Raw genomic sequence first — 13,491 nt, 5'->3', positions numbered from 1 at the left:
GCGGCAGCAAACACTTTAGCTTTCGTCAGCAGCGACAGCATCGCGAGTACGGCATACACCGCAAATACCAGCTGATGTCGGGTACCCACACCGTTCACAAGGAACAGGTTTTGTTCCTTCAGCTTGTTCAAACTGACGGAAAGGTTCACGCCCATGTGCCAGAAATGCTGTATAGAATGCGAGCTTACGACCAGGCATTTCTTCTTCCAGCTGGTTCCACAACTTTTTGTACGCGGTGGAAGTAGCTCCCGGAGAATACGGACACGGTGCGTAATGGTATTCCAGCCCGTTCAAAAATGCGTAGTTCGCATTTTCAAATTCTGTAAGACGATACAGTGGACGGACTTTGCGTGAAAAGCCGTTATCAGCTTCAAGAAGCGGTCCCTGATCACTCAGGTGAGGGATATCCCAACGCAATGTATTTGAAAAAAGACGTGCAATTTCGTCATCAAGGTTGTGCCCTGTTGCAAGCGCAGTAAACCCTTCATCCATTGCAACTTTGTTGAAGAAGTAGCGCTTAATACGACCACATGCGGAACATACGGAACGGGAAAGCACTTTCTTTACGCGCGGAATCTGAAGTCCCTCTTCTTCCATCTCTTTCACAATCAACGGAATATCGTGGGCAGCACAAAAGCGTTCAACAACACCGCGTGCAGCGGCTGAACTTTCTGGAATTGCTAAATCGATATGCAAACCGTGCACTTTGTAGCCAAGCTTTTTAAGTACAAGCGCACAGGCCAGAGAATCCTTGCCACCTGAAAGTGCAACAAGAATCTTATCTTCAAATGTAAACAGCTTTTGACGACGAATACTGCGCTCAACAGAACGCTCATAAAATGCCATGAAACAGTCAGAGCAAAAGCCGGTATTATGACTTGGGAGTGAGACAACGGCAGTTGCCTTACATACTTTACATTTCATTCTGAGTTTTCCTTATCGATAGATGCGGCGCCTTGGATAGTCGACACCGGAGCATAACATCAAAAAATCCGGTACAAAGGTACCGATGAGACTCGTTAACCGCTTGAAACAACAGTGCGAACGATAATTTCATCGCCATGCGATAATTTTCTGTCTGAGGTAAGTAATTCGTTGTTACGAATCACGAGCACTGTTGTCGGGCTTGCTTTGACAATGTTCAAAAGCTGACGCACTGAGCGAGCCTTTACTGTACGAGTTTCATTTTGCGGCTGGAGCGTAACAGTAACTCCGTACGGTCTCGTATAAACAACCTTTTCTTCTGGCATTTTGTATATCCAACTCTATAAATTATTGAAAAGCTACTGTCTCTTTTGAGCCGAGGCAGTAGTTTGCATCATACCTACGGGGGTCGTGCAACCGTCACCGTAATCGCTACAGTTGTGCAACACAGTTACTCGACAGCCCGTGCATACTTTACTCATTTTTTACAGCATGACAAGAAACAGAAAAGTAAATGGTCGCTAATCTATAGGTGCAAGACCACAAACAATACATACTCTATAATATCGGGTAATTAATCGGTAAACAGTGATCACATCTATTTTCAGCAAAAAACATGCGTTATTGCCAAGCTTGTACATTCTAATGAAGGGGTTACGAATGTCGTTGCATTTGTTTTCAGTGTATGCCAAGTATACGCGGTATTATTTGAAGGAACGCTTTTTCATTTTCAACATCTGTATATAACCAACCCCGCAATGTTTTAATCATTGCGCAATCAGCCTCTACGCGAGATTACCTTGTAGAGAATTGTTCTTTTTTTCCGTTTTGGGGGAGAATGATATGGCTGATAAAAAAGTACTGATTGTGGATGATGAAGAGAATATCCGGCTGTTATATAAAGACGCGTTCGAAGAGGACGGGTACGCCGTGGCACTTTCTGACGGGACTGAACCTATTCTGGAAGTTCTCAGTAAAGAGAAACCTGATGTGGTAATACTCGATATCCGGCTGAATCAAAAACTGACCGGTTTGGATCTGCTACAAGATATCCGCACCATGAATTCAACGTTACCTGTTATATTAAGTACAGCGTACGACAGCTTTCAACATGATATGAAGTCAATTGCCGCAGACTATTACGTCGTTAAATCGGTGGATTTGACAGAATTGAAAGCGAAGGTTGCAAGTTTTTTCGAATAGCATTATTTTTTCTTTTCGAACTAAAAAGGACACGCCCTAGAGCGTGCCCTTTTTGAGATATTGTCTCTTGAAGGGGGTCATCCTTCAGGGACTTGCTGAAAGAGCTGGTCACTCTTCAGCATCAGGATAATGTGTGTAGCGGCCCTGTTTTTTAAGCGGAATGGGGCCGCCGCATGTCCGGAGTCGAATCCAAACGTATCTCCCTGAGCATATGGATGGCTGATTTTCCCGAGGGGTAGTTTCAGGTTTCTACCAACCCGCCAATATGCTTTCTTTTTTCCTACCACATCGTCGACAGACCTCAAGTCCTTTTAGCGTTATTTCATGAAAAATAATCAATCTAAGCCTATCTAACGCGTTCTAATTACAATATAATTTAATTCTAACATTTTGACTTACTCTAAATAGAGTTCCACTTCACCCTGCATTGCTGTCGTCATTGTTTGTATACCTCTTCGGTGCAACTCATCCATAACAACCGGTGAAGGAAACTTAAATTTATTCAAAAATCCGCACGACGCCACGGCAATTTTCGGCGTAACTGCATCATAAAGTTCCGGAGAAAAACTTGATGCAGATCCATGGTGCGGGAGAATAAGCACATCCGCCTTCAACTCTGCATTTGACCGGAGCAACTCCTCTATCCCCTTCACTTCAATATCGCCTGTAAGAAGTGCCAATCCTTTTCTTTTTTTGCCATCAACGTGAACAAGGCGAAGCACGAGCGATTTGTTGTTTCCAGCAAGTTGAGATTGTTTGGGTGGATGCAGTACCTCCACTTCAAGGGAATCAGAAATAATGAGTACATCTCCGGCAACCAAAATCTGTTTCTCTAATCCGGCTTTTTTCAGTGCGGCAGCAAGCTGTGTTTTATTCCAGCCATGAGGCTCAGCATCTGTTGCAAAATACCCTTTCACGTCCGCATATGCGAGTGGATGAAACAACCCACGAATATGATCGGTATCAGGATGCGTTGCCATAACCCATTGTACAGAAGCGTCATGTTGTCGTGTAAGGCACGGAACAACCAGCGCACGGCCGACATCAAAAGAACGAGATGAAAACCCGCCACCGTCAATAAGCATGCGTTTATCGTCAGGGAACGTAAGTAGCAAAGACTGTCCCTGTCCCACATCCAACACATTCAGCGTAGTTCGCTGCTCCAGGTGGTATGCGTGCAGTGCATCAGGCAAAAACAACAACAAAACAAAACCGGAAAGAGCAAGGCGGGCAGCCCAATGCGCCCAATGCGAAAGACCGCATCGTTTATCACAAGCTGCAAAAGCACTCCCCCCACTCCCTTGTGCTTTTTGAGACTCCATCTCACGCAGCACAACGGATGACGCCGGCTCAGTTTCTCGCTCTATGTCACTCCCTACTAAAGGCAGTCCAACAGCAGTAAACAGCTTATTTTCCCATGTAGGAGCACCTTCACTCAGTGAGGAGTACATCAGCGTTAAAACAGCTTTTCCTTCAATGCTCCACCAAACCAATGCAGACACAATACAACCGTACCATGCGAAAATCTCAACCCAATGCGGGCGCTCCATTATGAGAGGGGTTAAAAAACCTGCCTTATCCATATCGTCCAAAAAAGCGAATAATGCCGCAATAGGTGTAGCGGCTACAGTGAATATAGCTTCTGTAACTGGCAAGAATACTGGGAGTGCCATTGTAAGACATCCTGCAGCTAACCCGCACAACAACAGCGGCATAATAACCATACCGAGCAGCGGAAGCCAGATCACATTCAGAATGTTCCATAAGGATAATTCGTTAAAGTTCCAGACAGTGACTGGATACAAGACAAGCTGAATAGAAATTGAGATAAACAGAATATCAAAAGCTGAACGCTTAATTCTCTGGAAAAAAGTATCCTTCTCAGGCAACAACGCCTCTCTCGCAACGCTAAGCAACGGTAAGGCAACGATCATAGCGACAATGGCCAAAGCAGAAAGCTGAAGGCGCAAATCAAAAACAATAAGCGGGTCAACAACAGTCATGATTGCAAGTGCCCAGAACAAGCCGTCCATAAAGACCCGCGGCCTGTTAAAGAGCATCAGCACACACCAGCACGCAAGCATTATAAAAGCCCGTTCAAGGGAAGGCGAACCACCGCCAATCCAGACATACAGCCCTGCGGCAGGAAGGACTGTCAGCGCAATAAGCTTTGACCGACTCAGGTGTTCAAAAATCCGTCCGTTACGGACGCAGAGCGAACATAAGACTGAGATAAGTAACGAAACAATCGCCAAATGCATGCCCGAAAGAGCAAAAGAATGGGACAATGACGCACGAGAAAGCTGTCCATAGCGCTTGCTTGAAAAGCTATATTTATCCCCGAAAACTAACGCAGGAATAACCCTGAAGGCATCGCTTGTGGCTTTTTTTCCAAAAACAGCGGCAAGAGAATGAAACACCTCTGAGTGCGCTAACTCGTCCACCTGCTGCGAAACAGAAAAACGGATCTTCTCACGCCACAGTGTCCAAAAGGCTACATCCCCTGAACGCGAAGGAATTGCTTTATCCCCCCATGTGTACATTCGCCAAAAGACACCTCTGTTTTGCCAGTAATCGCCGCTGTTCCATAAACTTTTATTACGAAAACCCACAATCGGCACCAGCTTGGCTCGAAGAGTAATGGTTTCTCCGACCATTGGGCGCAGACGTGAAATATTCGAAACCGAAGGCTCCTCAGAATTCAGCCCTCCCGTTTCATCTTCAGAAGCACGTTTCTGCTGCTTTTTCCATGCATCCTTCCTGTTAGCCCAAGTCCAGACAACATCGCCTGAAACAGGTGTTTTCACTCCATCATACGTGTAGCTTGCATCTGAAAGAATAAACTTAATCCGCCTGTCCGGTGAAGTCTGCACTTCACGTATGGTACCGGTGACCTGTGTGTACTCTTTTTCCAACACAAATTGCGGTAAGGTTTCAGACTTTGTTATATCAAACGGACGATCAGAGAGTGCTGTTGACCCGACCTGTAATCCGAGCACAAAGACAGCAAAAACAACACAAAGTCTCACAACACCCTGTGTTGCTGAAATGATTGGTGAAGAGACCCCTTCTTCTGGAATTTGACGGGCAAGAAGACGTGTAAGTACGTAGAAAAAGACAATTGCCCCGAGAGCAGCAAGAGAGGGAAGGAAATAACGTGCTCCCCATAATCCGGCAGCCCAGGCAATAAAATACCAATGCCATACGAGTAAGGAGGGATATGAGACTGAGTCGTGTGGTGCAGTACCTTCCATTTTCCGAAAATCCCCCATCAAGAGCAGCTCTGAAGATTAATTACAAAATTGTGATTAACGGTAATTCAAATAAACGTACTTTACAACAGACTGTTCTTGTCCACATACAATTGAAGATAGTACAGAAAAGAAAAAACAACGTGCGGCCTTCTCAGCATAGAGTTTTGCCACAGTATATCACAATAAAAAAAGACTGCCCCCAAAGGGACAGCCTCTTATTTTTATCAAAAGGACAGAACAGTTCGCCAAGCTTCAACAAACTCAGCTGTCATACTCGTATCCTACTTGCTCTGAAGACCTAATTTACCGGCGATAGTCTTAGCTGCTGCTTCTGTGAAAGCTTCAGGAGCCAACTCTGCTTTTGCAGATTCTTCGATAACCAGCTCAGGAGCATTAGCAAGAGAAGTATCCGGATTAACTCCGAACTCCGCAGGGAAGCTGTTACTGAAGTACATATCCTGAAAACCGGAGAACTTCAGTGCGTGTGCTGTTGCATCAAGGATTGCAAATTCATCGTCAGCAATAAGTCCGAGTTCTTTTGCACGCTTGAGACCTGCGTAACACTCACCGCCCTGAGTACAAGCGATGTGTCCGTTCATGTTTGCTTCAATCATAGAATCCATGATGGACTGTTCTGTTACCTGAAGCACCTGGAAAGCACCCTTGCCGCCAATTGCTTCGAACTGCTCTGCAAAGTGCTTAACACGTGGGAACGACACCGGGTTACCAATCATTGCAGCCTGTGCAACAGACGGTGTTACCGCAACCGGCTTGTATTCACGTTTAGCAGGATCTTCCACGCTGTAGTACTGGTACACAGGGTCTGCATGATGAGACTGCACACCGAACACGCGAGGAAGTTCGTTGATAATGCCAAGACGATGCAACTTAAGGAAACCACCCATAACAGCAGTAATGTTGCCCGCGTTACCGACAGGTACGAAGACACATTTGCCCTTGAGATCCCAGTCACACCACTGCGCAATTTCAAATGCGTAGGATTCCTGACCAAGAATACGCCAGCTGTTTTTAGAGTTCAGCAACGCAACACGGTAGTTTTCTGCAAGGTTTTCTACAACCTTCATGCAGTCATCAAAAACGCCCGGAATTTCCATTACAGTCGCACCGGAGCCCAAAGGCTGTGACAACTGCTGCGGAGTTACTTTGCCATGCGGCAACAACACCACAGACTTAAGTGGAGAACCGATATGGGAGGCGTACAAAGCTGCTGCCGCGGATGTGTCACCCGTGGAAGCACAGACAGTCAGTACTTCATCCCAACCATGTTTACGTACGAGCGCTTTAAGATAGGCAAACGCACATGCCATGCCGCGGTCTTTAAAAGACGCACTCGGGTTCTGACCGTCGTTTTTGAACGCAAAACGAATGCCTGTCTTTTCAGCAAGGTGATCGTTCGCTTCAACAATCGGGGTATTACCTTCGCCAAGGTAAACAATATCTTCTTCTTCAAGAACAGGAGCCATCAACTCGTAAAAACGGAAGATGCCGCGAAGCGCGGTGTTCTTGGAAGCAGCACGGGTGTCGAACAGTTCACGCCATTCTTCACCGGTACGTTCGGAAAGTTTGTCGAAATCAAGGTTGTCGAGCAGGAATACGCCGCCACACTCAGGGCAAGTGTACAGCAGTTCTTCAATGCCGAATCGTTTTCCACAACCAAGACAGTAGTATTCCATCTCTCCCCGATATTCGGGGAACACTGATGCGTTTTTCATTATGCTTGTTCCTCGTGCTTCTTCTTAAGCCACGATTTTTCTTCACCGCGTGCAAGGCGGCCGATGTTTTCTCTATGAGTCCAGAATACGAGTGCAAGCACTACGAGAGCCAGAGGAATAAATGACCAATGGCCGGACAGGAACAGGAATATAGGCAGGGTTACCACAAGTGTGAGTGACCCCATAGACACATAACCGGAGCGCCAGATAACAAACGCACTGGCGATGCAGCTAAAAAGCATAGGGAAAAATGCCAGCGGTACGAATACGCCAACGGTTGTTGCAACAGCTTTGCCGCCCTCAAAACCGAGGAAACAGGAACGGACGTGTCCCATAAGCGCAGCAAGTGCAACCAGACTTAAAAATAACCAGTTGTGGCTGATGGTAAACGCAATTGCTACCGGAATAGCGCCTTTAAGAAGGTCACATGCCAATGTTGCAACGCCGTATTTAAAGCCACACAGACGCGCTACGTTGGTTGCACCAACGTTTTTACTGCCGTCGAGACGTGGATCAATTCCGCAGGTAGCTTTAGCGATAAGCAGACCAAACGGAACGGAACCCATAACATACGCCATACCAAGCCAGAGAAGTTTTGCCAGCATGTTCACTCTCCTTGCGATAGCTCATCAAAACCCGCTTGCGGTATCTACAGTTGTGCGTAACCGCAAAGCAAGATGTTAACTTTCCATAGCATCCAGAATTTGGATTTCGTTATTCAAAGGGTGAACCTTACCGATGCGAACCATAAAATGTTGCCCCGGATTCACCTTATCGCCAAATGACTTACGTCTGCCACGTACAAAAATTTGCTCATTCGGTAAAGAAACCGTTACGAATGCATCGTTTTCTTCCGTAACAATAGCTTCACGCCAAACTTTGTCCCCCTGCTGCTTAAAGTACAGCAGCTTCCAATAGCGCGGGCGGAAACGCTGAATCTGCCCTACAGAGTCAAGACGGGCGTTAAGCAAAGGAAGCATTGTCGTTACTTCTTCGCTGGACCACTGCGCCTCACCTGTAGCAGTATAGTGTATTACTTGAGCTACGTTGACAAGGTCAGGGTATCGTCTGAGCGGTGAAGTAATCGGACTGTATGCATCCACCCCGATACCTCTATGCGGGCGCGGGGTGATCTCCAGAATAGCAGAAGACAGCGCTTTAACAACACGTGCAATGTCATGCGGAGCGCTCCAAATCCCTACATACTCTTTAGGTACAGCCACATCCTGCGTTCTATGAAGCAGTGTTACGCCATGTTCTTTAGCCCACAACGCGATACCTGAGTTCGCAAGAATCATCATCTCGCTCACAAGTTTCATAGCCTTTGGTGTATCTTCTGCAGGATGAATCTCTACCTTGGTATCGCTTCCTTCTCCGGAAAGTTTAACCTTTGGATCATTCCGCTCGATTATGACAGCACCATTGGCAATACGCTGTTCTTGAAGTTTGTCACTTAATTCTGCACCAAGGGTAATCTGCTCTGCAAATGCAGCAGCAGGAGTTCCCTCTCCGCCGCCATTAATCACGGCTTCTGAGTCGATATAAGTCAAGTTCGCTGCAAGGTTTACCCATACAGGAACAGGCGTGCAGCGTTCCAATTCGCCGGTGCTGCTGCATTCCATATCAAGAATAAGTGACGGGCGGTCTTCATTTGCATGAAGACTGAAGAAATCTGTTCCCAATGCCGTCGGCATCATGTGGCAGTCACCTTCCGGCAAGTAGACACTGGTAGCGCGACGTAATACATGCTTATCGAAACGACTGCCGAACGGCCATGCGACCGCCGGACATGCAAGGGAAATACGTAAACGATACCCGCCATCACCACGACGCTCTATGTTAAAGGCATCATCAATATCTTTGGTAGTAGCGGAATCAATAGAAATATAGGTTCGGTCTTCCGGTTCCTGACGTACAGACAAGCATTTGTCTTTAATATCCTGCACGTCGCCGGCAAATTCATCTGCCCAGCTATTTGAGCAATCATAATCTGCGCGGTCTAACCAGAAGTTATGATGAGGCGGCACAAGTCCCCATGCCTGAGCAAGGTGCAATGCCATATGCTGATCTTCAGGAAGCCCTTTTGCAAGCTGCTTCCACACCTGCTCAATCTCATGGCTGTCAGGATCACTCATCCGTCCGAGAATGATATGTTTAAGCTGCTCAGCAACTCCTTCATCAGGCTCTTTACCCAATGCCCGCCCTTTGGAGTGCTTCTCCCAAAGGCTGCGGAAAAAGCCGACACCCTGTGTAACAAGCGCTTCACGTTCTAAACGCTTTCTGTCCTCTTCAAGGCGCTTTTCCACTTTTTCTGCCGGATAAATTTCAAACTCTGGTGGCTGAAATTTAAAATGCGTTTTGCAGGCAAGCATTGCGCTGCCAAGAGCAGCAAGCTGGTCAATAGTCGGTTCTTCCCACAACAGTTCTGCAAACCACTGAATGGTCTCTTTATCCACCTCACCCTGCGCAAAATCCCACAGTTCGAGCGCGTCAATTTCCGCACTCATGGCATCACGCTTTGCACGGTGTTCTTCTAACAATACACCGATTTCCTGACGTGAACGTTCGCCGCTGTAAGAAGGACCAGCCCAAGGAAGAACGCGTGAAGAAGCAAGCTTCATCTCGCGTTTATTGATAGTAAGAAGCCGTAGTTTTCCACCCTGTTCGTCAAGTACCCAGCCCTGCTGAGCCTTGTTACCGTGCATGAACTCTACAACACAGCCCGGTCCGGGATACCGAACCAGAGAAGAAGCACTCATATTACCTGCTTTATTTGGAACCGGCTTATGCCGATATTCATTCGTATCAATGCGGTGTGTCTCTCACCGTGTATTTTTCAGAAGCGTTTCCAATTACTGGAAAGCAAAATTTTCTTGTAACCATACAGGAACTTCCCGCAGGTGTATTTCCACCTGCGGGAAGTATCTTTTTTAATGCTTAAAGGAACGCTGTGCGGTGAAGACCATAGCTACCTGCGGTGACGCCTCGTTCACTGCTTCAATAACTTCATGGTCACGAATAGAGCCGCCCGGCTGTGCAATCGCACCAACGCCATGCGCAAGTGCAGCATCAACACCATCGCGGAACGGGAAGAATCCATCAGAAACCATTGCGGTTCCCATGAGTCCACCTTTTTCTGCGCGGGTACGGGCTTCAATGTCGTCCAGAATCGCCTGTGATTCTTTGTCTTTGAGCGCTTTCAATTTCAGCTCGTACAAAGAAATACCATGTTCCTTAAATGCCAGCATATCAGCAAATTTTGTGTATGCCTTATGGATAGTCAGCTCTACACAGCCAACTCTGTCCTGCTCGCCGGTACCGATAGATACGGTGGCACCATTACGTGCAAAGATAATAGAGTTGGAGGTAACACCTGCTTCAACAGCCCATGCGAAGAGAAGGTCGTCCGCTTCCTGTGCTGTCGGCTTACGTGCTGCCACTTCCACACCGTCTTTTTCCGCTGTAGCAGGGATAAAGTCGTCTGCTGTGAGGATACGGTTGCGGAAAGACTGCTGCATAACAATACCGCCGTCAATAAGGCTCTTGAAGTCAAGCATAGGTACGTTAACCAGCTCTTCAAGATGCGCCATACCCGGAATTTCGAGGATGCGCAGGTTCTTACGCTTTTTCAGCTCTTCAACAACACCGTCTTCAAATGCTGGTGCTGCCACAACCTCAAAGTACGCACTGTTAATAACCTTAGCGCACTCCATATCCATAGGACGGTTTACCACTACCGCGCCACCGAAGGCTGCGATGCGGTCACTCCAGAAGGCTTTATCAAGCGCATCTGCAACACCCTTGTCAGACCATGCGGCACCGCAAGGGTTGTTGTGTTTTAAGATGAGGGCAGCCGGTTTTGCAGTAAGGTACTGCAAAATGTTAATGGCGTTATCAACATCTGTCAGGTTGGTTTTACCAGGATGCTTGCCTGCCTGAATCATGTTTTCTTCAGTCAATGCAGAAACAAGTCCTTTGCCCGGTCCACGAAACTCCACACCACCAAGAGTAAGGGAGCCTTCAGCCAGCTCGTATACAGCTGCAGGCTGGTCAGGGTTCTCGCCGTAGCGCAGCCCTTTTTCTTCCCCGTCAATTTCCCACGTGCGCTTGCGATACACAAGCTCTTGATCGCCCAACTGAACTTTCATCTCGGAAGGAAATGGGTCTCCGAGAATGGTTTTGTACATATTCTTCAAGTCGCTCATGAGGTTTTGACTCCGCTTGTTATGTTAGTAGCCCAAATAAAACACAAACATGTGGTGCATCGCCGAGTTTGGTTGCCATCCCCCGGCAACAACACCCCTAGAGGCGCAAGAAAGTATCATACAGTAGCACGGGGGGCAATTTTCATTTGAAGCCTGTGGCAGATTGCAGTAGAGATTCGGTACCATCATTATTCACATGTAGAAAGGAGCAATTTACTGCTATGGAACGCGCCCTTCGAAAATTAGCTGCACAGCTAAATGGATACGACGAAGCATCCCTCATGGATTTGTGGGAAAAGTACGCAACAAAGACAGAATCTTTTGAACCGAGCAGGGAATGGGAAGAATCTGCGTTGATTTTTTCACTGATTCAGGCTGTACGCTGGAAAAACCAGCTCTTCAACCATCACTGGGCAGAATCAGAGCAGGGTCATGTTCGCAATCTGCCGCCGCAGGCAGCCTTTGACATGGTGAAACGCGAAGCAGAAAACGACGCACCATCAAGCGTCGGGGGTAGCAACACCAACGCTGCTCCTAAGCTTGCCAAGGTGCTCGCCTTCAGGCCGAGAAAGAACGACTAGCCCGTTAATCAGGTAGTAGTAATACCGGATATTTTCCACATAGGTTACGGCTTCATAGCCGCGACAGTAGCCGTGTCTGGTCTGAGAAAAATACCGCTTCCAGGCCAGCAACGGCAGAATTTCTTTCAACTCCTGCCATGTTTTGCCCGTGCCGCCTCGTTTCTGAGAAAGCTTGATAGCGTCGGTAACATGTCCATACCCCTGATTATATGCAGCAAGGGTAAAGAACCACCTATCCCATTTCTTCAAATTAAGATCTTCAAACCGATCCCATAATTTTCGCAGATACATTGCTCCCCCCATAATGGACTGGTGAGGGTCAAGCCTATTGATTCCAAGCTCTTTGGCAGTAGTCTGTGTAATCTGCATCAACCCGCGAACGCCGGTTCGACTACGGGCATTGTTGTTGAAATGAGATTCCTGAAAAATAACAGCAGCAAGCAATAACGGATCAACATCGTACTTCTTGCTCGCTTTTTCCATTGTCTTAATATATTTCGGCATCTTACGTCGTAATGCTTTTTTCAGCTTACCGACGACATAGTAATTCAAATCTTCAGGGAAGAACCCATAGTGCTTTTCTTTAAGCACCGCGACAATGTTCTGAGCGTTAACTTCATCCCAGAACTCAGCAAGGTCCTTTTGCAACCCAACTCCAGCAAAAAATTTGTTTCGCCAGAACCAGCGATAAGAGTCGCCGTCGTGCACCTGAGACTTTGGAACGACATCAAGGAAGAAAGGTTGCAGCATGGTAAAGTTACGCACATCAATTTGTGCCGTTCCACCTTCGCTGCTGTCGAATGACATGAGATGATACATGTGGAAGCGGTCAAAATCCACACAGTCGACGTTTTCAAGAGCATCCTGCTGCACTTCTGCTACTGTGGCGGGCGGCGTTCTACGCTCTTTTTTATCTTCATCAAGGGCTGGAGTTGTTGCTCCGAGCGTCTCTTTTGCATACGGTGTTTGACCTGAAGGCTCACTGCCTTCACGAGGAGAGACAACTTCCGGCAATGCCTCGGCAAGCGAAGAAAGGAAGTTAGCATTTTCCCGATACACCTCTTCATCTACGCCCTCAGGAACTGTATCCAGAAGACTGCTGCAAAGAGCCTGTAATTCTTCGTTATCTGCCTGCTTAGTATCTTTGATTATGACAGATTGGTAATCATCATACGCAGGACCGGCAGTAATTTTCTTTGCAAAGTCCTCCGGCACTTCGCCGCCGAACCCTACAAGCAAGTCAGCTTTATCTTTTGAGATAAGCTCCCATGCCTCTTCATCGCTTTTTACGCGAATAATGCTGATTGTGTAGCCTTTTTCTTTAGCAAAACTACTCAGCAATTCCCCGTCAACGCCCAGTCCGTATGGTGAAACAAGGGAGGAGAACTGAGAAACGTTGGGCACAACAACGCGAACCGGAGGAATGCGGTAAAGGTAGGTTACAATTTCTTGCCCTACCATAAGCGCTGCCTGCGCTGTTATCAGCAGGAGTAGTAAAACTACTTCCCACGAGGTGAAAAAACGTCTCTTCATAGAATCTCCGAAGCAGGTAACAAACTGTACCTGTAACTTTTTTCATCGTAGCGGCATT

10 protein-coding genes are annotated in these 13,491 nt (G+C 47.1%); 2 read left to right on the top strand and 8 right to left on the bottom strand.

Going from position 1 to position 13,491, the window contains the following annotated elements:
* Nucleotides 1-15: 15 nt before the first annotated feature.
* Entirely contained in the window at nucleotides 16-924 is a 909-nt protein-coding gene (locus tag QZY95_RS03030) for an ATP-binding protein (protein WP_290919198.1), read from the bottom strand.
* Between the two features lie 95 nt (nucleotides 925-1,019).
* Nucleotides 1,020-1,250 carry a hypothetical protein gene (locus tag QZY95_RS03025; protein ID WP_290919196.1) on the bottom strand — a complete coding sequence of 77 codons (231 nt, stop codon included), beginning with the start codon at nucleotides 1,248-1,250 and terminating at the stop codon, nucleotides 1,020-1,022.
* A 517-nt stretch (nucleotides 1,251-1,767) separates the two neighbouring features.
* Here QZY95_RS03025 and QZY95_RS03020 point away from each other — a divergent pair.
* Nucleotides 1,768-2,127, top strand: coding sequence for a response regulator (locus QZY95_RS03020; protein WP_290919194.1), 360 nt, complete (start codon nucleotides 1,768-1,770; stop codon nucleotides 2,125-2,127).
* Between the two features lie 395 nt (nucleotides 2,128-2,522).
* On the opposite strand, the gene QZY95_RS03015 is transcribed toward QZY95_RS03020, so the two are convergent.
* The 5 genes from QZY95_RS03015 to QZY95_RS02995 all read right to left on the bottom strand — a co-directional run bounded on the left by QZY95_RS03015 (nucleotide 2,523) and on the right by QZY95_RS02995 (nucleotide 11,319).
* Nucleotides 2,523-5,381: a ComEC/Rec2 family competence protein gene (locus QZY95_RS03015; RefSeq protein WP_290919192.1), complete on the bottom strand. Its 2,859-nt coding sequence runs from the start codon at nucleotides 5,379-5,381 to the stop codon at nucleotides 2,523-2,525.
* A 281-nt stretch (nucleotides 5,382-5,662) separates the two neighbouring features.
* Nucleotides 5,663-7,114 carry a threonine synthase gene (gene thrC, locus QZY95_RS03010; protein ID WP_290919190.1) on the bottom strand — a complete coding sequence of 484 codons (1,452 nt, stop codon included), beginning with the start codon at nucleotides 7,112-7,114 and terminating at the stop codon, nucleotides 5,663-5,665.
* Nucleotides 7,114-7,719, bottom strand: a complete 606-nt coding sequence (gene plsY / locus QZY95_RS03005; protein ID WP_290919187.1) for a glycerol-3-phosphate 1-O-acyltransferase PlsY — start codon at nucleotides 7,717-7,719, stop codon at nucleotides 7,114-7,116. Before plsY ends, thrC begins: the two co-directional genes overlap by 1 nt.
* A gap of 75 nt (nucleotides 7,720-7,794) precedes the next feature.
* The gene (locus QZY95_RS03000; RefSeq protein ID WP_290919185.1) at nucleotides 7,795-9,873 is read right to left on the bottom strand and encodes a ribonuclease catalytic domain-containing protein; all 2,079 of its coding nucleotides are present in this window, start codon (nucleotides 9,871-9,873) and stop codon (nucleotides 7,795-7,797) included.
* Between the two features lie 171 nt (nucleotides 9,874-10,044).
* Nucleotides 10,045-11,319 carry an IMP cyclohydrolase gene (locus QZY95_RS02995; RefSeq protein WP_290919183.1) on the bottom strand — a complete coding sequence of 425 codons (1,275 nt, stop codon included), beginning with the start codon at nucleotides 11,317-11,319 and terminating at the stop codon, nucleotides 10,045-10,047.
* 221 nt (nucleotides 11,320-11,540) lie between these two features.
* Here QZY95_RS02995 and QZY95_RS02990 point away from each other — a divergent pair, with 221 nt between their 5' ends.
* Nucleotides 11,541-11,900 carry a hypothetical protein gene (locus QZY95_RS02990; RefSeq protein WP_290919181.1) on the top strand — a complete coding sequence of 120 codons (360 nt, stop codon included), beginning with the start codon at nucleotides 11,541-11,543 and terminating at the stop codon, nucleotides 11,898-11,900.
* Here the strand turns inward: QZY95_RS02990 and QZY95_RS02985 are convergent.
* Complete coding sequence (locus QZY95_RS02985; RefSeq protein WP_290919179.1) at nucleotides 11,820-13,433, bottom strand: transglycosylase SLT domain-containing protein; 1,614 nt, start codon at nucleotides 13,431-13,433, stop codon at nucleotides 11,820-11,822. The genes QZY95_RS02990 and QZY95_RS02985 overlap by 81 nt on opposite strands.
* Nucleotides 13,434-13,491: the final 58 nt, after the last annotated feature.

The sequence above is a fragment of the Halodesulfovibrio sp. genome (assembly GCF_015482765.1).
In the GTDB taxonomy this organism is placed as follows: Bacteria; Desulfobacterota; Desulfovibrionia; order Desulfovibrionales; family Desulfovibrionaceae; genus Halodesulfovibrio.
This window is presented reverse-complemented; position numbering and strand designations above follow the sequence as displayed.

Excerpts from the sequence above, each read along its gene's own strand:
- QZY95_RS03015 (WP_290919192.1), bottom strand. The coding sequence starts at position 5,381 with ATGGAAGGTACTGCACCACACGACTCAGTCTCATATCCCTCCTTACTC.
- QZY95_RS02990 (WP_290919181.1), top strand. The coding sequence starts at position 11,541 with ATGGAACGCGCCCTTCGAAAATTAGCTGCACAGCTAAATGGATACGAC.
- QZY95_RS02995 (WP_290919183.1), bottom strand. The coding sequence starts at position 11,319 with ATGAGCGACTTGAAGAATATGTACAAAACCATTCTCGGAGACCCATTT.
- thrC (WP_290919190.1), bottom strand. The coding sequence starts at position 7,114 with ATGAAAAACGCATCAGTGTTCCCCGAATATCGGGGAGAGATGGAATAC.
- QZY95_RS03020 (WP_290919194.1), top strand. The coding sequence starts at position 1,768 with ATGGCTGATAAAAAAGTACTGATTGTGGATGATGAAGAGAATATCCGG.
- QZY95_RS02985 (WP_290919179.1), bottom strand. The coding sequence starts at position 13,433 with ATGAAGAGACGTTTTTTCACCTCGTGGGAAGTAGTTTTACTACTCCTG.
- QZY95_RS03025 (WP_290919196.1), bottom strand. The coding sequence starts at position 1,250 with ATGCCAGAAGAAAAGGTTGTTTATACGAGACCGTACGGAGTTACTGTT.
- QZY95_RS03000 (WP_290919185.1), bottom strand. The coding sequence starts at position 9,873 with ATGAGTGCTTCTTCTCTGGTTCGGTATCCCGGACCGGGCTGTGTTGTA.
- QZY95_RS03030 (WP_290919198.1), bottom strand. The coding sequence starts at position 924 with ATGAAATGTAAAGTATGTAAGGCAACTGCCGTTGTCTCACTCCCAAGT.
- plsY (WP_290919187.1), bottom strand. The coding sequence starts at position 7,719 with ATGCTGGCAAAACTTCTCTGGCTTGGTATGGCGTATGTTATGGGTTCC.